Annotated in this window: 18 protein-coding genes and 1 tRNA gene; 10 read left to right on the forward strand and 9 right to left on the reverse strand. The window is 39.6% G+C overall.

All coding sequences use genetic code 11. The features are described from left to right. Positions 1-353 precede the first annotated feature (353 nt). The 4 genes from V7K60_RS07500 to V7K60_RS07515 form a co-directional block, all read right to left on the reverse strand. A complete protein-coding gene (locus V7K60_RS07500) occupies positions 354-1,064 on the reverse strand; it encodes a class I SAM-dependent methyltransferase (RefSeq protein WP_334924242.1) in 711 nt (236 codons plus the stop codon). A 507-nt stretch (positions 1,065-1,571) separates the two neighbouring features. Next, positions 1,572-1,644: transfer RNA gene (locus V7K60_RS07505), tRNA-Ala, on the reverse strand. A gap of 65 nt (positions 1,645-1,709) precedes the next feature. Continuing rightward, positions 1,710-2,438: an HAD family hydrolase gene (locus V7K60_RS07510; protein ID WP_334924244.1), complete on the reverse strand. Its 729-nt coding sequence runs from the start codon at positions 2,436-2,438 to the stop codon at positions 1,710-1,712. Then, on the reverse strand, positions 2,435-3,322 hold the full coding sequence (locus tag V7K60_RS07515; protein WP_334924245.1) for a class I SAM-dependent methyltransferase: 888 nt from the start codon (positions 3,320-3,322) through the stop codon (positions 2,435-2,437). The genes V7K60_RS07510 and V7K60_RS07515 overlap by 4 nt, the downstream gene beginning before the upstream one ends. Positions 3,323-3,640: 318 nt before the next feature. Between V7K60_RS07515 and V7K60_RS07520 the strand changes: the two genes are divergently transcribed. The 3 genes from V7K60_RS07520 to V7K60_RS07530 all read left to right on the forward strand — a co-directional run bounded on the left by V7K60_RS07520 (position 3,641) and on the right by V7K60_RS07530 (position 6,860). After that, entirely contained in the window at positions 3,641-4,822 is a 1,182-nt protein-coding gene (locus V7K60_RS07520) for an RtcB family protein (RefSeq protein ID WP_334924247.1), read from the forward strand. Between the two features lie 197 nt (positions 4,823-5,019). After that, positions 5,020-5,940, forward strand: a complete 921-nt coding sequence (locus V7K60_RS07525; protein WP_334924249.1) for a helix-turn-helix transcriptional regulator — start codon at positions 5,020-5,022, stop codon at positions 5,938-5,940. Between the two features lie 107 nt (positions 5,941-6,047). Next, positions 6,048-6,860 carry a class I SAM-dependent methyltransferase gene (locus V7K60_RS07530; RefSeq protein WP_334924406.1) on the forward strand — a complete coding sequence of 271 codons (813 nt, stop codon included), beginning with the start codon at positions 6,048-6,050 and terminating at the stop codon, positions 6,858-6,860. 235 nt (positions 6,861-7,095) lie between these two features. Here V7K60_RS07530 and V7K60_RS07535 read toward each other — a convergent pair whose 3' ends face one another. The 3 genes from V7K60_RS07535 to V7K60_RS07545 form a co-directional block, all read right to left on the reverse strand. Then, positions 7,096-8,397: a dihydrolipoamide acetyltransferase family protein gene (locus V7K60_RS07535; protein WP_334924251.1), complete on the reverse strand. Its 1,302-nt coding sequence runs from the start codon at positions 8,395-8,397 to the stop codon at positions 7,096-7,098. Positions 8,398-9,830: 1,433 nt separating this feature from the next. Next, a complete protein-coding gene (locus V7K60_RS07540) occupies positions 9,831-10,241 on the reverse strand; it encodes a hypothetical protein (RefSeq protein WP_334924253.1) in 411 nt (136 codons plus the stop codon). A 31-nt stretch (positions 10,242-10,272) separates the two neighbouring features. After that, complete coding sequence (locus tag V7K60_RS07545) at positions 10,273-10,716, reverse strand: NAD(P)H-binding protein (RefSeq protein WP_334924407.1); 444 nt, start codon at positions 10,714-10,716, stop codon at positions 10,273-10,275. Positions 10,717-11,254: 538 nt separating this feature from the next. Here V7K60_RS07545 and V7K60_RS07550 point away from each other — a divergent pair. Next, entirely contained in the window at positions 11,255-11,776 is a 522-nt protein-coding gene (locus V7K60_RS07550; RefSeq protein ID WP_334924255.1) for a hypothetical protein, read from the forward strand. Between the two features lie 41 nt (positions 11,777-11,817). Here V7K60_RS07550 and V7K60_RS07555 read toward each other — a convergent pair whose 3' ends face one another. Together V7K60_RS07555 and V7K60_RS07560 are read right to left on the reverse strand one after the other, a co-directional pair. Continuing rightward, positions 11,818-12,267, reverse strand: coding sequence for a YlqD family protein (locus V7K60_RS07555; RefSeq protein WP_012412623.1), 450 nt, complete (start codon positions 12,265-12,267; stop codon positions 11,818-11,820). A 42-nt stretch (positions 12,268-12,309) separates the two neighbouring features. Further along, positions 12,310-14,292, reverse strand: a complete 1,983-nt coding sequence (locus V7K60_RS07560) for an AMP-dependent synthetase/ligase (RefSeq protein ID WP_334924257.1) — start codon at positions 14,290-14,292, stop codon at positions 12,310-12,312. 229 nt (positions 14,293-14,521) lie between these two features. On the opposite strand from V7K60_RS07560, the gene V7K60_RS07565 reads away from it, so the two are divergent. From V7K60_RS07565 to V7K60_RS07590, 6 genes are all read left to right on the forward strand, one after another. Further along, positions 14,522-14,767 carry a hypothetical protein gene (locus V7K60_RS07565; RefSeq protein ID WP_334924259.1) on the forward strand — a complete coding sequence of 82 codons (246 nt, stop codon included), beginning with the start codon at positions 14,522-14,524 and terminating at the stop codon, positions 14,765-14,767. Between the two features lie 922 nt (positions 14,768-15,689). Next, a complete protein-coding gene (locus V7K60_RS07570) occupies positions 15,690-16,031 on the forward strand; it encodes a CU044_2847 family protein (protein WP_334924261.1) in 342 nt (113 codons plus the stop codon). A 1-nt stretch (position 16,032) separates the two neighbouring features. Next, positions 16,033-16,926, forward strand: a complete 894-nt coding sequence (locus tag V7K60_RS07575) for a trypsin-like peptidase domain-containing protein (RefSeq protein WP_334924263.1) — start codon at positions 16,033-16,035, stop codon at positions 16,924-16,926. Positions 16,927-16,943: 17 nt separating this feature from the next. Next, entirely contained in the window at positions 16,944-18,599 is a 1,656-nt protein-coding gene (locus V7K60_RS07580; RefSeq protein ID WP_334924266.1) for a hypothetical protein, read from the forward strand. A 20-nt stretch (positions 18,600-18,619) separates the two neighbouring features. Next, entirely contained in the window at positions 18,620-21,412 is a 2,793-nt protein-coding gene (locus tag V7K60_RS07585; protein ID WP_334924268.1) for a tetratricopeptide repeat protein, read from the forward strand. Continuing rightward, on the forward strand, positions 21,405-22,913 hold the full coding sequence (locus V7K60_RS07590; RefSeq protein ID WP_334924270.1) for a radical SAM/SPASM domain-containing protein: 1,509 nt from the start codon (positions 21,405-21,407) through the stop codon (positions 22,911-22,913). The genes V7K60_RS07585 and V7K60_RS07590 overlap by 8 nt, the downstream gene beginning before the upstream one ends.

Genomic DNA, 22,913 nt, shown 5'->3' on the forward strand with positions numbered 1-22,913 from the left:
TTATTAAGACCAATAATAGACCTCTTGCATAAGTCGAATAGACCCCCCTTAATCCCCCCTTCTAAAGGGGGGAAACTTGAAATATTGCCCCATCGCCAACACATCGGGGAGGGTTGGGGAGGGGTGATTCAAGGATTTTTGCAAGAGGTCTAATAATCAACTACCTAATCTGCTGTTGAGTGGTAGGTTTAGCTGATTGGGTTCCACCAAGGTCATCACTGGGAATTACAACCCAATAGATTATCTCCTAGAAGCAACTCTGTACTGTCATTATCTACGATGACTTTTAGTTTTTATGCACAGAAAATAGAAAGTTTTTTTGAGAATCTGTAAAATCCCTACGCAGTTAGGAATTAGGTTTTGACTGTATAATTGAAATCTGTCAAAGAATTATGCCTTTGATATTCAATCCGCACTTGCTTAACGTCAAGCTCAAATTCTAAAAATACGAGTTTTTCTACTTGCTGTAATCCCACATTTTCAAACTGTGCTAATTCTGAGTCTGATAATGGCCAAGGTGGGCCAGAGGGTTCAACTTCTGCATCTTGAACATGAGTAATCAGCAAAAGTGTGCTACCAGGAGCAACAAAGGAGGCAACTGAAGAAATAACCCAAGAACGCACATTCAATGGCAAAGCTTGAATATTACGACATTCAAAAACAAAATCAAAAGCTTGATGCCATTGTGAGGGAATTGCTAACAAATCTGCAACTATATAATTGACAGTCGAATCTGGAAATCGCTCTTGACACCAAGCGATCGCTGTCGGTGAAATATCAAAGGCAGTTACTTCAAATCCCAGATGAGCTAAAGCTTCGGCATCATCTCCCAAGCCGCAACCGATGACTAGCGCCTTTTGCCCAAAAGCGAATGGTTGATGATTCGTCAACCAATCTTGTAGATAAGGATGAGGAGTTAACTTTGCCCAAGGAATTTTTGATGTATCACCTTTAGCTTCGGTATATAACACTTCAAACCATGCCGATGGTTCTGATTTTTGTATAGCTTCGGTAGCTAACTGTTTAACATAAAATCGTAAATCTTCAGGTTGCTGTTCAAACATAAAAACTTGACATTACTAACAATTGTGCAAAACTTCCGAATACCCTAAGTATTGTAGATCAGGAAAAGCGATGCCTACAGTTCACTCTATTACACTATCAGGCAAGGATTTGTCACAGTTAAAATTGTTTTGGCAGTAGTACAGAGCCTGTGATCGCACGTAAAACGCAGCTATATAGTAGCGGAGCCTCTGCTTGGGTGAAAACAGCAAAACAAGAGGTTATATATTTTTGTAATCAGACTGCAAATAAAGTGCTTTAAAGCTATTCTTGTAATTCAAGAGCCTTGGGCTTGCTGTAATAAATTAAATTAGAAAACATATATTTAGCCGAGTTTTACAGGCTGATTTTGAACAATAATTCTTTAAAACTGATTTCAACTCTGGACAATAATTCTTTAAAATTGATTTGATTGCTGAAAGCCGCGAAAATACGTAACTTATGCCCCTGAACTTGGGAAAAATGGACATTAATTCTTTAAAATGGACAATAATTATTTAATGGACATATGGAGAATAACGGATTCGAACCGATGGCCTCTGCGGTGCGATCGCAGCACTCTACCAACTGAGCTAATTCCCCTTAATCGGTGCCAAGTCAAGAGCACTATTACTGATTAACTCAAGACATTATCACCATAGACTATTCTAACATTCAGTTACCGATGGTTGAGCCTGTTTTTGGGAATAAACTTTTTGCACCCGTTCGAGTTCCAAATCGCTAAGATAATCAACAGTCCAGTTACAGCAGCGTTGGAGCATGTGGAATGGGTAAGTATTTGCGACACCAACTACTTGCATAAGCGATCGCTTTGCTGCTTCGATACCTGCTGGAGTATCTTCAATTGCCAGACATTCCTGTGGTTGAAGATTTAATTCGGGATATTCTTTATTTAGGCGTTTTACTGCCAGTAAATAACCATCGGGTTCTGGCTTACTGGTGGTGATGTCATCACCAGCGACGATAATTTTAAAATGTTCAGCTAGTTTAGCGCGATGGAGTATCAATTCTATTTCTTTGCGAAAAGCGCCACTGACTAATCCTAGTTTCAGATTGCGCGATCGCACCTGAAATATTAAGTCTTCTACACCTGGATATAAAGGCAGTTTCTTTATTTTCTCTAGTTCCACCGTATAAGCTTCGGCTTTGCGGCACAGCAACTGAGTTAAATAGTTTTCATTGCCTACTCTACCACGATTAGCGAGTAGCTGCTGAAAACAAGCGCGATCGCTGCGTCCTAAAGAAGCTTGACGCTCACTCACCCTTTGGGGTTGGAGATTTTCTTCCATGAGAATCTCATCGATCAGTTGCAGGTGGATTGGCTCATCGTTAATGATTACACCATTAAAATCAAAGAGAACTGCCTTTAAACTCATGCCATTATGCCAAACGCTGGAGAACCAAGTCCCTCCAAATCATTATTATCTACTGATGTGGCAGTATACTGACGGACATTTTCGGTTGCTATTGGTTTAATGCCGCTAGTTACCTGATTTATCCACCATACATCCTGCGATCGCACTGCTTCAAATCCGGCTGCACCCATATTCGCCTCTACGCTACCAGCAGCATACTCACGAATATATGGCTCCTCAAAAACGTCATTGAGCCATTCTAACTGACGCAGAGTCTTCTGATTCCCATCTAGAATTAGTACTTGTCCTCCAGTTACCAGCAACCGGAAGCTTTCCTGCAGAATTGCTAAAGACACTGCATCTGGTGTTTCGTGGAATAGCAAAGAAGCTGTTACTAAGTCAAATGTTGCATCCCTCAAACCAGTTTTTTCAGCATTTCCGTGTCGCCAGACTATCTCCAAGCCAGCATTTCTAGCTTTATCTTCCGCCCTTACCAGCATATAGGGTGATAAGTCCAAACCAATAACTTCTGCTTGGGGGAAAGCCTGTTTTAACATTAAAGTAGTGGAACCAGTGCCGCAGCCTAAATCGAGTATGCGTCGTGGTTTTACCTTGACGGCATCAACTAAAGCCTGACGGACAATACTTTCATTTGGCGGCAAAACATAGTGGGTAATCGGATCGTAAGTAACTGCTGCATCGTAAGTCAGATATCCGCCAACAATACCGTGAAAGTTTTGATTACTGTAGTACCACGGAATTATGACATCATCTCGTCGATAGCGATCGCTCTCTTTCTCCCAATTAATACTATCAGCGTAACGCCGTAACCCGTCTTCATCAATCAAAAGACGCACTACAGGGGATAAAAAACGTTCCCAGATTGTATCTTGACGCACTGCCATATTGTGTCAGAACTTTAAGGAGCTATTTAAACAAAGTTATTTTCTTTACAAATTTTAATACATTTGGGAAGCATCTGCTTTCTCCCTGTGGTCATATGTTGATGATTGTAATTTATTATGTTACATATGTAATATACAAATGTAACTCCTAAAAGTAGTTCTTCAGCTTCACGAAAATTCAGAGAGCCAAATCAAAGACAATACAACATTTATATTGCTACAACTAACTAAGTAATGGGTTATAAGTCATGCCGATAATTATCACTACCCTATACCCAATCCCAAATCTAAAATTTAAAATCCAAAATAGAAAAAATTATGCCCTACGAAAAATTAGAAATTACCACACCAGCACCCGTCTTATCTTGGGCAAATCACTCTTTGGGGTCGGAAGAAACCAAGATGGCCAAGAATGTGGCATCATTACCATTTGTATTTAAGCACGTGGCATTAATGCCAGATGTTCACTTAGGAAAAGGTGCTTTAGTGGGTTCCGTAATTGCAACTAAAGAGGCAATTATTCCAGCAGCTGTCGGTGTGGATATTGGTTGCGGTATGAGCGCTATCAAAACAGCATTTACCGCCGAACAATTAGAAGGTAAACTAAAGAAAATCCGCTTGGATATTGAAGCAGCAATTCCGACTGGATTCAACGAAAATAAAGACGTTGAAAAATCTGTCAGCAACTGGCAGCACTGGGATGATTTTAAAGACTTGCATCGCGGTGTGCAAGACCTACAAGGTAAAGCAATGAAACAGATGGGTTCTCTCGGTGGAGGAAATCACTTTATTGAAGTGTGCCTCGATACAGAGAATCAAGTTTGGCTAATGCTGCATTCTGGTTCGCGTAACATTGGCAATAAACTTGCCCAGTGTCATATTCACACAGCCAGAGAATTAGCAAAAATGGCAGGTAATTTATTACCTGACCCGGATTTAGCTCACTTTGTCGCTGGTACGCCAGAATTCCAGGCATATTGGCACGATTTACAATGGTCACAAAACTATGCGCGTGTCAACCGCGATGTGATGATGGCGCGTTTTAAGCACATAGTTGAGAAGCATCTGGTAGGTGGGAAGGCAACTAAACCTTTATTGCAGGTTAATTGTCATCACAATTACGCCGAAAAAGAAGTGCATTTTGACGAGGATGTGTACGTTACTCGTAAGGGTGCAGTCCGCGCCCAAACTGAAGACTATGGGATTATTCCTGGTTCGATGGGGGCAAAGTCTTTCATTGTTAAGGGTAAAGGTAATGCCCACAGCTTCTGTTCTTGTTCTCACGGTGCAGGGCGTTTGATGTCTAGAAATAAAGCAAAAAATGTCTATACGCTTGATGATTTAATTGAGCAAACAAATGGTGTAGAATGCCGCAAAGATGAGGGCGTGTTAGATGAAATCCCTGGTGCTTATAAACCGATACAACAAGTTATGGAAAACCAAGCGGATTTGGTTGAGGTTGTAGCAACGCTCAAGCAAGTTCTTTGTGTTAAGGGATAAGTTTGTTGGGTGGGTAATACCCACCTTTTTTATTTTTTAAACGCAGAGGTACGCTGAGGAAGAAATGAGTGTTTTAAGTGAATGGACTGAGCAAATAGAGGCATCTGCTAGCGCTAGCGAAAATAAATTAATAGTGTAATTTTGTCACGCATTAGCTTACTATCTTTTTTGTAGTAGCTCATAAGTGAGTAGGCAACATGAAATCTGAACAACTCTCAGCCATTGATGTGGCAAGTGGAAATCTTGTGCCGATGAGCAGTAAATCTCCTATTTTATCCAGCACTAATCACTGGAACGGGATTGTGCTTGAACAGCATCATTTACCCGCCTTTGAATGTCCAGAGCTTTGCTTACAGCAGCACAGCATTAATATTTGGCTTGGTAATTCATGTCAAATAGACTGGCGACTAGCAGGTGGAAGGTTACACAGTACGCAGATGAGGAGAGGTTTGGTTAACATCACTCCAAAGGGGATTCCGACTCAAGCACGTTGGCACGAGGAAATAAAATTTCTCCTAGTCTCCTTTGATTCCAGTCTATTTAAGAGAGTAGCAGATGATCTGATCGTTGGGAGCGATGTCTACGACAGGCTACGCCTACGCACTATTGAAATTATCCCACAGCGCGGAGTCTGCGATCAGCAAATTTTTCATCTGGGAATGGCACTTAAAGCAGAGCTTGAAGCCGGATATCCATCTGGTAAGCTATATGGTGAATCAGTTGCCATTGCTCTAGCGGCTCATCTCCTCAAAACTTATTCTGGAACACGGCAACCAATTGCAGAGCTTGAAGTTAATCTTTCTGAGCGCCAATTACGGCAGATAATTGATTATATTTATGACAACTTAGCATTAGAGTTAACGTTGGTAGAACTGGCTAGTCTAGTAAATATGAGTTCCTATTCATTCTGTCGTTGGTTTAAACGTTTAATGGGTATATCTCCACATCAATATATCATTAAATGTCGAATTGAACGAGCTAAATTTTTACTTACTTATAGTCAGTTACCTATTATCGAAATTACATATCAAATTGGCTGTTCTAGCCAAAGTAACTTTACGACTATTTTTCGTAAGCATGTAGGAATCACACCCAAAGCATATAAAGAAATGATATAAAATTTGGGATTTGGCAAGATTTCAATATTTTGAAAGCAAGTTTTCAGAAGACAGAAGCTTTACTCACAATTTATTCTCATAATTGTCCAGTGAAAATCGAGAATATCATGCAAAATAGCCAATACGAACAAGAGTATAAGAAAAAAGTAATTGATTTCTTTGATAAGAGAACTAGCTACGACAACGATTACACAATTCATCGCGCTCTGCCTCTATTAAATTTAGTTCAACTTAAAAAGGGACAAGAAGTGTTGGATATCGCAACTGGCACAGGTATCATTGCCATTGCTGTTGCACAAATTGTCGGCTCTGAAGGAAAAGTAATTGGAGTAGATTTTTCTTCAGGGATGCTAGCTCAAGCACAACATAAAATTGAAGAATTAGGCTTGCAAAATATCGAACTTATTGAGGCTGATGCTGAGTATATCAACTTCAAAGATGAGAGTTTCAATGTAATTCTTTGCTCTACAGCAATAGTGTATTTCAAAGATATTCCTGCCGCTCTACGTAAATGGTACCGTTTCCTCAAACCAGGCGGAATTGTGGGTTTTTCTTGTTGTTCTGAGGAATCTTGTGAAGCACCACTCATCATCGAAATTTGTAACAAATATGATATTTTGCTGACAAGTATCAATGAGCCAACAGGTACACCCAAAAAGTGTCATTATCTGCTTGCAGAGGCTGGTTTTGAAAATATTGAAGTTAAAACTCAACAACTAGGTTTCTACCGCAATCTAGAGCAAGTTAGAGAATGGAATGGAGGATGGTTTCATCCCAGAGAAAATCCCTTGTTACAGGTTACATTTGAACAAATGGCAGAATTAAAAGCAGAGTATCGTCAAAAAATTGAAGCAGAAGCAACTGAGCAAGGCACTTGGTACGAAAATCTGACTTTTTTTGTAACTGGTCGAAAGATTTAGAGCAAACTCTAATTTTTTATTGTATTTAGCTAATTCATTAAATCAGCCTCACTGGCAAAATCTAGTAATACTTCATCCAATCAGTTTAGACATAAACTCATGTAGAAACGTGGTATCGCTACATAGTTTGGACATAAAAAATTTAAATGTAGGTATTATTTATTGTTAGCGCTACTCTACGAAAAACTGCTGTTCGCTGATAGCGCTAACATTTAAATTTGGTGTCTTTTCAAAACTACAGTGTCAAAGATTGAGGATTTGTCTCAATCAATTTTGCTAAATCTTGCAAGAACGCCGCAGCATGGGCACCATAAATAATCCGGTGGTCAGAAGTAATATTCACCTGCATTTGTTGCCGCACGCCAAATAAACCGTCAGGTGTTGCTACTACTTGCGGACGGGATGCCCCGATCGCTAAAATTGAACCTTGTCCAGGCGGTAAAATTGCATCAAATTTATCCACGCCAAACATCCCCAAATTGGACAGGGTAAAAGTACCACTGTTGTATTCTTGGGGCTGTAGTTGTTTTGCCCTGGCACGTTCTACCAAAGACTTCCAAGTACGCGATAGAGAATATATATCCACTGCGTCTGCATTTTGCAGCACAGGCGTAATTAATCCGCCATCATCCATCGCTACTGCTACAGAAATATTGATATCAGAATGATAAACAATACCCTGGTCTGAGTAGCTAGCATTTAACAATGGGTGTTTTTGCAATGTCACTGCTACAGCTTTCGCCAGTAGCGCTGTCATTGTCACGCCTTTGGATTTAATTTGTTTATAAAGTTTGTCTAATCCATCGGTGGTAATTGTATAACCGACACGGAAGACGGGCACGGATATGGTGGCTACCATGTTCCGCACTACGGCATTTTGGAAGGTAGTTAGAGGTACGGTTTGACCAGGAACAGCCGCTGCCACGGGTGCGGGTGCTGGTGTCCGAGGTGCTGGGGGTGCAACTGGAGCGCTGGTTGGTACGGGTGCTGGTGGGGCAGCTGGGGCAGTGGCGGGTTGTTTGCCTTTATTAGACAATGCTTCTACATCTTCGGCGACAATGCGTCCGTGGGGGCCACTACCTTGGAGTGTAGTTAAATCAACTTTGAGTTCTTTGGCTAACTTGCGGGCACGGGGTGAAGCTACAAGCCTTCCTTCTTTGTGGTTAGACCCGTTTTGAGACGCTAAGGCAGGTGTTGCGGCTGAGGCTGTGGCGGCAACTGGTTCAGGGGAAGAGGTAGTAGTAGCAGTCGCGCCGCCAGAATTAGCCTGAGATTTGGCAGTTTCAATTTCAGCTTCCGTTTCGGCGATGAAGGCGATCGCAGATCCTACCGGGGCAGTTTCACCAGCTTCAACTATGATATGGGCAAGAAAGCCTTCATAAAAGGTTTCTACATCCATATCTGCCTTATCTGACTCTACAACCACCACTGTTTCGCCTTTTTCCACTTTGTCCCCAGGCGATTTTACCCAAGAGACGATTTTGCCTTCCGTCATAGTGGAACTCAGCGCCGGCATAAATACTTCGTGAATGCTCATAGGGTGGTTTGGAAATCAATGGTTTATGGACTTTAACAGTTTTTGTCAGATCGAATTGTATCTTGATGGGAGAGTTTTAGACTGTTTATATTTTAGGTTGGGCATTGGGAATTGGGCATTGGGGTAAACAGTTCCTCTTTTCCGAGTTCCGTTAACAGCAAGGGCTAAACGCCCCATTGGCACAGCCTCTCGTATAAAATAAAGCTAACAGCACTCCTGAAGGGCATTGGACATTCATTCAGTAAATCGCAAAGTTTTTTTCCAACAGAGCGATGCCTACGGCGGGCTACACCTACGTCACGAGTTTGTAACTTGAGATACATTTCTTGCTGAACTATTTTAACTCGTAGGTTGGGATAAATTACTTTTACTTATAGTTAAGCAACTTTCAACGACTGATAACCCGATGGAATATAAATATCTTTAATAGTTTCATATTTGTGCTCAACAACTTGACGTAGAAAAGCTAATATTTGCTAAATACTAAAAAATTTACGATAAATTAATCGACTACCATAAGCGTTTTAGACTAATCTTAAACCAAAAAAGATAAATACAAATATTGACTAAAACAAAAGAAATACCAACAAATAATAATCGCAACACGAGCTTTTTATTATTCGTTTGGATTCGACATATATTTTTTAATCTATAACTGCTCTCAATGCCAAACCTTCTTCTATAATCTGGATGGATGTAAGATGAATTTATTTTTGGTTGATAAACAATATAAGCCAAATATTCGATTCATATTGCTTTATTTTACCTTTTTTGTATTTGCATATAATCCATCAATCAAAGCTAAAAAGAATTGTCTTTTCCTTGAGTCATTGTACAAGTAGTTTTATAACTAGTCCTACCTTTAAGAAATCGATTTATCCCTACTTTTTTTCCTTAACTACAGTGCTGGCATTACAAATGGAATATCTAAAACCTGCAACCATCTGATAACAGAAATGTTCTCAATACCTCTATCTAAATAAAGTATTTTTATATTTATTTTAAGAGCCTCAAGTTCAGCTAATAAGTAGGTTATGATGGCAACAAAGATTTGCATCTAACCAACGTACTCTTCTTAACGAAGCACATAATTATTTTGCCATTTGTTAATATGTATAAAGTTGCATAAGCATAAAAATAACAAGTACCTTTGGCGCTCCCCTTGAGAAAAACTTTGCGATTTTCTGAAAGTAAAGAAAGCCATTGAACGCGGCTTATCAGTTGCTGAAACGGTAAGCCTGACCGGGATCAGTATGTCCAGTGTGAAGCGGTATCGAATAGCAAATCGAAAAGGCCTCAACTCAAATGTCAAGGTCTTTGTGACGAATTATTTATGATTCGGCAAAACTACCCATATAGTGAGCCTGTAATGAAAAAAATAAAGAGGCTACCCCTTTTGAAGCAGCCTTTTTATACAAAAACAATCACCCTTTTTAAAAAGCAGCAGCAAATTCCTTTGCAAAATCTTCCAGCTTTACTTTTCCCATAGCAATTGGCTTATGCAGGTCATAATCCTGCAGTAATGCGCCACTGTGAATGCTGGCACCCATTTCAACAAAGTTGGCTGCAATATGTGTCGGCATTCCTTTGTTTTCCAAACCGTCTTGCATTTGCTCATTGGTAAAAGTTGCCCATTTTAAATCCGGCTTGCCAATAGCAATGCCTAAGATGTGAGCGGCTTCGTTGGCCGTATGCTCGTCGCTTCCCACATATCGCACTTTCTTGCCAGTAACAGGTGTTTCTATCTCTTGTGTCGCGGCGGTGGCAATATCTCTTGGGTGAACCATTGCAATCCTGTCATCGCCACCATAGTTTGCGCCGATAAAGCCCAGCCCTTTGATCATATCTACAAAGCTGTACAAATTGGTGTAGAAGTTAAGTAGGGCGCAGATGAGTAATGGCTATGTCTGACAGCTCATTCAGAATGCTTTCTGTATGGTGAGAACCAAGGATGAATCCGGTGCCATTATCTAAATGCGCGCCCGTACTGCTGAGATGAACAAGACGCTTTACGCCCGACTGTTGAATGGCTTGGGCATAGTTGCTGCCGATTCTCCGGTAATACTCTACCTGATCGGGTTCGGTAAAGTCTGGCGGCACCATAGCAAACACGGCATCGGCATCGGTAAAAGTAGACACCAGGAAATCAACGTCTTCCAGTGAGCCAATGGCGGCGGTGGCGCCTAAGGCTTCAATGTCTTTTTGCTTTTCCGGCTTGCTGCTAATAACCGTAACCGTATGACCTTTTTGTACTAACTCCTCTGCCAGTGGCTTGCCGATGTTTCCTAAAGAACCTGTTACTATAGCTTTTATAAATATTTCGTTTTTGTTTGCGAGGGTTTCTGAATCGGTTAGTGCTAGTTATTTTGGTGAACTCAATAGTAATTATTAAGATGGGCGTACATTCCTTATAATTTCATTTTTTGAAACTCTTTTCATTTATATAAGTTTTATTAATAAGTCAGGTATTATTTAGAACTAATATGTATGATGAATTGAATTGGCGTAGGCGCAGCCCTTGAGAAAAACTTTGCGATTTACTGACATTAGCTTTTGACTAATGAGAAAGAACAAATGACAAATGACTAATCGATTGACTTTAGGAACCTAAATATGGGTTGGAGGTCTATAATACAGAACTATCCACAATGGTTAGCCAATATCTTGCTCAATCTCGTTTTAGTCATTGACTTGCAAAAACCACCACGAGTTTCTCACAGATTAAATGGGATTACTATTTAATATTCCTCATAACCACTACTTAAGATACAAGAGCTTCTTATAGAGGATATAGGATGCAGTTCAATCTAGAATTCAAAATTGGTAATAAACCTATTTGAAATTCCTGTTTACTTTTATGTCGGCAAAGCTAAAATTCTTTTTGATTGTGATATTAAGTATCTCTGCCACGGCTGGTGCTGGAGTTTATATTATCCAGCAGCAGCAATCTGCACCGATTGTTGAGACTAGTGATGAGCAAACCCAGCAGGTGGGAGCAATACATCAGTCTCAGGAAGTTGCAGCATTCTCAGAGCGTTCTGATTATCAAACTATACCTTTAGAAAAGCTTAACTCATCTCTTCAAGGTAGTAATCCTACTACCCTCGCCCTGAATGCCTTTGAGGACATGGCAGTGGGAGGATCGCGAGAGATAAAGGTAGTTTATCCACAACCAAATCAGGCGTTAGTGACGATTACGCAAATCAAGCGGGGAAATAATTCAGTTGGGACGGTTAAATATCGAGCGGAGATGACAACCTTTGGGCGATCGCTTTTTATTAGCTCACCTCCAGTGTGGCAAATTGTTTGGGCTGGCTCCCAGGTGGAATGTTGGGCTGGGAGCCGCTCTCACACTAAGTTAAATCATATCTGTCATTAGTCATTAGTCATTAGTTACTGGTCACAAAACAAATGACAAATTTAAATGTCGCCGCGAATTTCTTCTACAACGCCATCGCGCAGAACGATTTCGACTTGCATTTTGCTAATCAGGTTATCACCGATTTCTACACGGAAAAAGCCTTCCATTTGGAATTGGTTGACTTCTTGATCTTGCTGGAGAAACTGCACTTGCTGGAGGTTTTGCAGCAACTGATTTTTCTGCTCTAAAAATTCACTCTTCTTTTGATTGACTTGGAGTTGAATATTGTCAATTTGTTGGAGGGTCTGAGGACCAGGTGGTTGCAGACTCTGCTTTTGAATTGCTGCGATCGCTCTTTGTCCTTCAACGTCTAGCTGTTGCAGTTGCTGGTCAAGTTGATTGATTTGGGTTTGCAGCTGCTGTTGTACTTCCTCTTTCCAGAGGGGAGTCACAATAACTTTGACGTTGACGACACGTTTCAGAAGCAAATTAGATTTGGAGACATCCATAAATATTTCACGTTCACTCTTTACAGTTAGCAGGTGGAATCATCAGGCAAACATGCCGTCAATAATATCGCGATAGCGTTCCGTGACGACATGTCGGCGAACTTTTAGTGTTTGTGTCATCAAGCCATTTTCGATGGAAAACGGTTCCAGGATGAGTTTAAACGTTCCGATGCGGTCATCTGGTCGATAGCCTGGACGATTTTGGACTTCTCGATTCAATTCTTGGCGAAATAAATCCTGGATCATTCTACTCTCGAAGTCAATTTTTTGACTATCTGAGGAAGTCACTTGATCGCCCAGCGTATCCAGCGTTAGATTCTGACTTGCTGCCCATTTTTCTAAGGCTTCGACATTGGGGACAATTAAGGCTCCCAGGCTGCGCTGATCTTGACCGATGAGCATAATTTGATCGATGTATGGCGATCGCAAACACACATCTTCGATCGGCTGTGGCTCGATGTTTTCCCCGTTAGTTAATACAATCGTATCTTTAGCCCTGCCAGTCAGCACTAAGTCGTCTTGTGGTGTCAGCCAACCCAAATCGCCACTATCAAACCAACCTTCAGCGTCAATTGCTTTCGCTGTCGCTTCGGGATTTTGGTAATAGCCTTGCATAATCTGCGGGCCTCTCAACAATACTAAGCCTCGCTTCTCTATTGGTAAAGGCGCTTTTGTCTCAGGATCGACGATTTTAGCTTCTGTAGCCGGAAGTGGTAGCCCTGATGCACCAATCAAATTCCGCCAAGGACGCCGCACGTGGGTGACAGGAGAAGTTTCTGTCAAGCCATAGCCTTGCAAAATCTGCACACCAATAATTTCAAAGAAATTATCTATGTGTCTGGGAAGCGCACCACCACCGCTAATCATCTGCTTAACTTGTCCTCCTGTGGCTTCCCGAACTTTGGCATAAACCAGTCGTTCTCCCAAGGCATGGAGGGGCAACAAAGCTGATGCTTGTATTTTAGCTGCTAATCGTTCGACGGTTGAGGCATGAAGATTATTTAAACTCAATCCCTGAGCAACTCGCCGCGCTTTGATATATTTCTCGCTAATACCCAATAAAGAGTTAATTAGGTGTTGCTTGTTCGCTGGTTGTTCCCGAAACTGCTTTTGCACTCCTTCATAAATCGATTCCCACAGGCGGGGTACACCCACCATGTAGTTGGGTTTAAATTGTCTCAAATCCCCTTTTACGGAGCGCAAATTAGTATAAACTTGGGTGCAACCTTGAGATAGTAGGTAGTATTCAACGGTTCGTTCGTAGCTGTGCCACGAAGGTAAGATACTGAGAACGATATCACCAGCGTTTGGTTGCAATACTGTCCCAAATGTTGTTACTTGGTGCATTAAATTGTTATAAGACAGCATTACACCCTTGGGTTTACCTGTGGTGCCAGAGGTGTAAATTAGAGTTGCCAGAGCGTCACGATTTTGCTTGACTGGCACAAAATTATGACTTTTCCCAACCTCAAGCAACTGCGAAAAGTTGAGTACCTTTAGGGTTTGGGTTTCGTCTGTTGGTGGTGCTTCATCGGAAAGTAAGATTACCACTTGAATTGGTAAATCTTTGAGGCGGTCTTGTAGTTTTTTAAGTGTTTTTAAATCCTCTACTACGATCGCTGTACTGCCGCTATTAGCGATGATAAACAGCAGTTCTTCTTTATCAGCTTGGGCACTACGCACCGCATCAACGCCTCCAGCAGTCATTATGCCTTGATCGGCAATAAACCACCGAGGACTATTGTCAGCAATTAGAGAAATGCGATCGCCTACCTTTACTCCCAACGCCTGTAACCCAGCAGCAAATAGTTGCATTTGCTCTGACAACTGGGTATAAGTAATCACTACTTCTGGTTTAGCGTGAGGATTACGCAGGGCGACAACATCACCAAATCGTTGAGCTGCCAAAGGCCAAATTTCTGGTAGCGATTCCACATTTGTGTAATCTACCAACCGCTTTAATGCCTGCCGTTCTCGCTCACTGATGTTAGATAAAAAAGAAGACGCGGTTTGGGTTGTTGACATAACACCTTACTTAAAGATTTTAAACTGATCGTTTTCCAGCTTATTTTGTTATTACGCTACAATATCCAGCCTTATTATCCACATACCCTTCTGTGTATGATAATTCCAGGAATTCAACGTTTATATTTACAAAAATTTATGTTAAAGTTAATTTACATAGAGTGCAAGCAATGATTGTGTTTGCATCTAAGAACAGTGATCGCCTATGTTTCACAGGAGATGATTACCTATGAATTTTATCGACACCATAATGCTAACGCTGCTTAATATTGCTGCTTGCATAGCGTTACCTAAAATTTTAGCTATCCTTTTGGCTAATAAAACCAAACTTACTGAAGCGTTGGCAAATGGTTCCAAATTACAAGCAGCCAAAATTGAACTTACAAGTTTTCCTTATTGTACAGCTTACCAATTGACAGGTAGCCAATTTTGTAAATTTAGTCCTGATTTTTGTGCCAAGTGTTCTCCGAATTGATGAACTGTTTGTCAGTGAAAATTCCTCAGTGCTTCCGACAACCAAGTATTCAATTAACTCTTCCACACATATTCATTCTAATTTCGACAGCTTCAGATCCCTGACTTATTCAAGAAGTCGGGGATATTTTTGTTCGTAACTCCCGCAAAGATTACTAAACCTCGTCCATATTCACATTTACTTGATTACGCTTGTCTGTGTACCGGATTCTGTAACAGGCTCTTTAGGAAACTCGCAGCGTTCTGCTTCAGTATCAAACAGTGACATCTCCTACACTGAACCGATTTAATTAAATTTACATTACGTAATATAGCTTAATTTCTTCTTGCCTACTTAGTTAGATTTAAGTAATTTTCTAGCAGACTCCGTATAATTACTAATTGAACTAAAGCTACAGATATAACTAATATAACAATTATTAAATCTATTACATGACAGTTAAGCAGTTTATAATGCCCAAGCAGCAAGAAGTTTGTCAGTTTATTTAGAAACTTCACAAATTTCTAGTAGGCTATCAAGTCAACTATGCTGGGTAGATAAGTTTGTAGTCAAGACCTTAGTCCTTGTGTTAATCACTTAAGTGCTTACTACATAGCAGGCAAAGTTAGCTTAATGGATTACTAGAGTTCATGTCATTAATTCTGATAGGTAAGGGTTACGAGATCCTCGGCTTCTTGAAGAAGTCGGGGATTTCGCAACCCTGCAAAATTAATGAGACAGATTCTAGTAAACTGTCAATCAATAAATCATGGGTGGGGAGAGTATTGGCAAAAGCTTAATGAAATGGGAGAAGAAAGTAATGAATTGCTGGAGAAGTATTTAACGAGTTAACCATTAAATTAAAATAAGATTACAAAATTTTCTGCCAACTCTTTTGATGGTCTATACATTAAACTATTAGTTCCAAATAACAGGTTTCACTATGAATCAGAAACAGATTGCAGAGTTTTCTCTCAAAGATGGCACGAAGTTTTTAGCTGAAGTTGATGAGCTAGAAAATAGCAATGCTCTTGTACGTGTTGCTAGACCAGACACAGGGCAAATGGTAGTTGAAGCTAAAAAGAAATTTGAGGATGTATTAGATCAAATACAACCTGTCGCTTCAGCAATTATCACCAAACTGAGTCACCTTAATACACCTGTTGGTGAGGTAGAGGTTAAGTTTGGTATTAAGCTAAATGCAGCGGCGGGTGCAATTTTTACTTCTGTAAGTGGTGAAGCTAACTACGAAATTACCTTGAAATGGAAGCAAGACAAGGCATAGTATGGTAGCAAGTACAGATAATTATATTCAAACTTTTAGGTCAGCGATCGCCCGGATTTTTCATACCAATGGTGCAGTAGTTGGTGTAGGTTTTTTAGTCTCTGGGCGAACTCGAAATTACATCCTGACATGCGCTCATGTTGTTACCTCAGCCCTATCCTTACCAGAGGATATAGTTGAAGCTCCTAGTAATGATATTTATTTAGATTTTCCCCTAATTGCATCAGGACAACAACTAAAAGCTAAAGTTGTTTTTTGGCAACCCGTCGTTAGCAATGCATCAACCTCTGAGCCTGAAGATATTGCCGGGTTGCAAATTGAAGGGCAGTTGCCTAAAGAAACCCAAGCTATTCAAGTAATAAGAGCTAACAATATTTGGCAGCATCCTTTCCGCATATTCGGTTTCCCTAACGGACATAATGATGGCGTTTGGGCCACAGGTGTGTTGCGAGACGGCCAAGCAAAGAGATGGGTGCAACTGGAAGATAGTAAGGTAACTGGCTACAGAATAGAACCAGGTTTTAGTGGTGCGCCGATATGGGATGAAACTCTTGTAGGAGTGGTTGGGATGGCAGTAGCGGCAGAGAAGCGGCGAGCAGATATCAAAACTGCTTTCATGATTCCTGCAGATGTATTGATTGAAGCATGGGATGAAATCGGCCTGTCGATTTTGTCAAATGCACATACCCAGACTATTCCTAGCAGAGTTCAACAACTCAAAATCAAAACTTTGCAACAACGCTTTGACGTTCTAAGTAGTGATTATGAGACAGCTTACAATCAACTTAACTATACACTTAGTGCGAGCGATCGCAATATCATTCAACGCCAAATTGATACCATCCTACAAGAACTTGAGCGAGTAGAAAGCGAACTTAATGTCATAAACCATTAATTTAATACCTAAATAAAATGAAAAGCTCTTTAGATTTACGAAAGAACTATCTAGAACAGTTGATAGCCAATTTAAATACTGAGGTTGAAAGTCTCAGCAACCAAATAGGATGGACGCTGAATAATGTAGATAAAAGTAAATTACAAAAGCAACTTCAAGATAAAATCAATGAAATAGAAAAAACTGAATTAGAATTAAGCCAGATCAATCAACAATCTCTAGAGCTTGAGCCTGATAAGATACCATTTACTAATCGGGATGCTGCAATTAATGAAATCACAGCAACTAATTCTCCTCCTTATCGTCTGGTGACAGCGCCTGAAGGTTATGGAAAAACAGAATTTCTTAAACAGATCATGGGACGGTTTCAAGAATTACAATGGTGTTGTGCTTACGCTTCTATCTCTGGTTATGAAAGTATTGAAGACTTAGAAAAACGATTAGCAAATTCTTTGCAACTTACGCTCCCTGAAGGACATGATTTAAGTTGGGGAGAACGTTTAGGCTCACTATTGCATAGAAATTGGGCTAAATGGCAGTCACAGGGCAAAAAAGGTATTGTGCTGCTAATCGATCTGGATGGCAGTGCCCCACAAAAGCAACGTTTAAATGAACTTTTTAATGACTTCAAGGAATTTGCATGGAGAATTGAAAAATGTTTAAAAGAATTACAGTTCTTTAAAGATAATTCCCGGAGACTTCGAGTTGTGATTGCAGCTCGCTGTCTGATCGATCTCCCATTAGATCGGACTTTTCCTAAACTAATACTCTCTCCTTTTAACTGGGAAGTAATTCAGGATACAGCAACAAAATATCTCAAGCCTATAGAGATGACTTCTGAAAGTCTTGCTTTACTTGCAGGACACTTACTCTATTTAACAGGTGGACATCCAGGGGGAATTGCTGAAGCACTAAAAGTTTATCGAGATGGTTGTTACACCGTTAGTTGGCTTTTAAACAGTTATGGCAACCAATTATGGGAAAAAAACCTCAAAAAGTGTAGAGATCAGATTAAAGAAAGCTTGACAAAAGAAAATAATCATCTATACGAATCTATTGAAAAATTGAGTATATTTCCTATACTTAATGGGACTTGGATATTAAAGGAGGCTGTTCAAAGATTTAAGTTACCTTTCAGTGATGATAGTTTTAAATTAAATGCTGAACTGACAAAGACATCTATTTTTACTCGTGATAAAACGATTATCAAAGATGGAATGACACGGCGGCTATTAGTTATTGGTCTGCTCCGAGAAACCTCGCCTGATAACTTTCGCTCGCTTTGTAGCGAAGCGGCTCAAATCTGCTGGGAATATATTCACGAACTGAAATCAAAGAATAATTCTGCTGTTGCGGGTACTTGGTCTATGCAGTATTTTTTTCAAAGTCTTCAGAAACATGCTGGATTTATCAATTTTGGCCCTAATAGTCTGGCTTATCGACAAGAACTCCATAATGATTTCTTTGACAAAACTGTTGAAGAAACTCTAGGAATATTCCGCAATACAGATCGAGAGCAATTCCATGAATTTATTTATACGCTGAAATCTGAAGTAGAAAACGACTGGGAATTTCAGTTTGTTGTCAATTACTATCTACACAATGATGAATATAATGACGCACCCTATCAATATTTAATTCAAAAGCTTGATGAAGCTATTCAAAATAACTAACAATTAAATAGGAGTCTATTATGTCTGAACTAAATAAATTAGAGTTTGTTGGTCGTGCAGAACATCTAAATCGAATTATTTCCCTTGTTCAAGAGTCTAATAAACTACGTGTAGTTTTAGTAGAAGGTAGAGGTGGTATTGGCAAAACTTGGTTGCTTCATGCATTAAAATCCCGTCTAAACCAAGTTCAAATTGGAACAAGTGAAATTATTGATTGCGATATCCCTGTTTTTAATGATGCAGAAGATTTATACACTCAAATCGCCAAACAATTATACGACTATACATATAAAGAATGGTTGCTGCGGTTACGACAACTGCGAGAAGATGAAAATCGCCTCAGTCAAATTGCATACGAACAAGAACGCAGACAACTTGAAAAGTTCTTGGTCGATGAAATTAATCGAAAATCCAGCCAACAGAGATTGGTATTTCTAATTGATACGGTTGAGAAGTTAGGACAAGCAGATATCAGAGAGCAAGTTTGGGAGTGTATTGGTGATTTATGTCATCAAATAGAGAATGCCGTATTTATTTTAGCAGGTCGCCCTAATATTGCTCATCAAATTCTAGAAAAATCATTCAAAGAAGAAGAATTAACTTATTTAGAATTAAATGAATTTACTCATGAAGATGTACAAACATACATTCGTTGCAAGGAAGAGCAGCTTCACTTTACTCTCGGACAAGAATTGGTTAAAAAGATCATAGTTCTTTCTGGTGGTAGCCCGATCATGATTGAATTTGGAGTAGAGTATGCTTATCGGGAAGTCATACCAGATTGGTTAGAGATTGAAGATATAGAAACTATTCCCAGCAGATTAGAAAAAACTGGTGGATTTGAAGCTGAGATGGTTCGACATATTACACAGCTTCGGACATCAATGGATCGGTTAACTCTGTTGCTTTCACGTATCTACCCATTAGATAGCTCTGATATTGCTAATTTATTAGAACTATCTACAGAAGATGCTCAAAGATTATTTATTGATGCACAAAGCTACTTTTTTATCAAACCAGTAATCGGTGGTTCTCAAATATCATTACATGATATTGTGCGAGACTTGGTTGAAAAATACGTATGGGCAGATATTGACCCCGATTTGGAATGGAGAAAACGAGATAGTCGGATTGCTGCCAAATATTTTGAGCAAAAAGATTATGATTTAGGGCCACAAAAAAGGATATTGGAGGTTCAACGTTACTCTGATGATTCTCATGAAGTTGCTAACATCAAGTTTCTGATTGAAGAAGTTAAGCAACTGCGAGAATTTAATACTACGCGATGGCTCTGGAATGCTTTATATGCCAATCCAATAATCGGCTTTGAAACTTGGCAGGAAGTTACTGATAGGATACGCCGCCAATCAAAAAAAATTGGTTTTGTAAATCAATTATTGGTAATTGCTAAACAGTTTGAAACAGAGCTAAATCCCGATCAAAAATTTAAATTGATTATTTTTGAATCAAAGATTGTTCACGCTCTTAAAGATAAGAGTACAAAAGAAAATGAACTAGTGAAGCTAGAGGGAATGCTATCCGCTCAATCTTCTAATTCTTCTCATCAAGCGGATATTTACAATGTCTTGGGAATGCTAAATACTAAGTTACACCTTTATGCAGAAGCTTTAAAATATCAACAAGAGTGTTTAGCCCTAGTTCAAGGTAAAAAGCTATCATACGCTATTCCTGCTGTAGCTAACCTAGTTGGTTATCTGCATCGACAACTCAACAACTTTCAGGAAGCTGAGAAATATTACAAACTAGGTTGGGAGGCTGCTATGGAAATTGATACTCCTGACAAAGGCTTAACTCAAGTTATGGCTAGCATTCAGAATAACTTGGGATTTTTGTACGGACAACAAAAAGATTACGTAAAGGCTGAACAGTGTTTTAAGGCTGCTATTGATATGTGGTCGAGTGTTGAGAGTGAACGCGAAATAGCCAATGCCGAAATTGCCTCTGCTACTATTTTGGTAGATAATGGTAATTATGTTAAAGCTAAACAACTACTTGAACGAGCGTTAAGCCGTTGTGACAATGAAGAAAACGATAATCAAATATTGTGTAGGGCATACTTTCAGTTAGGCTTAAATCAGTGGTTTAGTGCTGAGGTAGTAAATGAAGCTGTTTGGGATGTGACACAGGTGCAGTGGGATCTCAATGTGCTAAGTCTTGCTCAAAATGCTTTAGAAAAAAGCCTGAAACTGGCAGAGAAATACGGACTTGAAGAGGAATTACCTGGAATTTTGCACCAAATTGCTAGTGTCTATTGGCACCTTGGGTTTCAAACAGGCGATCGCACGCTACAAGACCAAGCTTTAAAACTCAATGATCGCTCTTATCAGACTAGTTTAGAGTACAATGACATGCGGTATGCCATCGATAGCCTGGTAGGTAAAGCAGAGTTTGATTATTATGCAAAAGCCTACGAGCATATTTCTGATTATGCCCAAGAACTTAGCGATCGCTTCCAATCATATCAAAATATCCATACACTATACTTTGGCCGGATGTTACGGATAGAAGGTGATGTTGCATTTCAACAAGCTAACTACAACTTTGCTTTTAGTAAATATGCTCAAGGAATACCCCAAATCTTTCAACATGGAGGTTTCGGGCCGTATTCGATCAAACATGAGCTAAATTTGCTCCAAAAGAAAATTGAACGGTTGCCTATAGAACTTTCTAAAACTCTGATTCAGCAACTAAAATCTCACTGGAAAGATCATAAAGCTCTCAAGGAATGGTGCGATCAACAAATGTTCCTGACTAGAATACGTGCCACAAAACAGCCATCTTCTCATGCTTAGTAAAAAAATTGAGCGACCCCAAATTTTAGTTTCTTTTAATTCTACTTATCTACCAACTGGCCAATGCGACTGTGATGGAGGGGATTGTGCCTGTGACTTATCCCCTTTAACAGAATTAAGCTCAGATATTCGATTATCTCTGGGGATGTTGGACACAGAATTTGTGAGAGTTCCTAACTCGCAGATAATGAATTTAGATGATACTTATTCTATCTGTTATGGTACTTATCATAAAGTAGCAGTTTTGAATCAATCAGCGATATTTTTACTCGAACAATTTACAAATCCTCAGAGATTAGATGATATTGCAATAGAGCATCCTGACATTGACCCAATAGACTTACAGACAGCTATTCAGGAACTATATCAAGCACGTTTAATTGCACCGAATAATTATTGCTCATTTAACTTAAATGAAATACCAGAAACTTTAACAGCATGGTTGCATATCACCGATCGCTGTAACTTAAGATGTGATTACTGCTATCTTCCGCATGTAGCAAAGGATATGTCAATAGATATAGGTAAAGCAGCTATTGAATCTATATTTTGCTCTGCTATCTTAAATCATTACCGCCGTGTCAAACTGAAATATGCAGGAGGAGAGGCATTACTATGCTCTCCTTTAATTAAGGATCTCCATTTGTACGCTCAATCTCTTACTAAAGAAACAGATATCATATTAGATGGAGTCGTTCTTAGTAATGGAACATTGATTACGCCTGAGATTATTGAGATGCTACAAATCTTGAATCTGCGTCTAATGATTTCACTAGATGGATTATCAAATTTCCACAATATCCAACGTTCTTATGCAAGCGGAAAGGGATCGTTTCAAGATGTTGAACGAGGTATTAAGATTGCCTTGCAAAATGGTTTAATACCAGATGTTTCCATCACAGTTAGTGGGCGGAATGCAGAAGGATTACCCGATCTTCTAGAATGGATATTAGAATATAATCTGCCATTTAGTTTAAATTTCTATCGAGAAAACGAACTGTCAGCTTCTTATGAAGACTTGCAACTAGAAGAATCTCGGCTAATTGAGGGAATGTTGGCAGCATTCAAAGTTATTGAATTGAAATTACCTAATCGAAGCTTACTAGGTTCATTGATTGATCGTGCTAATTTAGCATCTCCTCATAAACGAACTTGTGGAGTTGGGCAAAGCTATCTCGTATTTGATTACAAAGGGGAAATTGCTAAATGCCAGATGCAACTACATAAAACTATATCTTCTTCTAAAACTCAAGATCCTTTAACTCTGGTGCGACAAGATAAAGCAGGTATTCAGAATTTGTCAGTTGAAGAAAAAGAAGGCTGTCGTACATGTGAGTGGAAATATTGGTGTACAGGTGGTTGTTCTCTGGCAACGTTTAAAGCTACAGGTCGTTACGATATTCAATCTCCAAATTGCAATATTTACAAAGCTCTCTATCCTGAAGCTCTCAGACTAGAAGGGTTACGCTTAATCAAATATAGTTCCCCAACTAAGTCATAA

The sequence above is a fragment of the Nostoc sp. genome (genome assembly GCF_036917555.1).
Taxonomy (GTDB): Bacteria; Cyanobacteriota; Cyanobacteriia; order Cyanobacteriales; family Nostocaceae; genus Nostoc.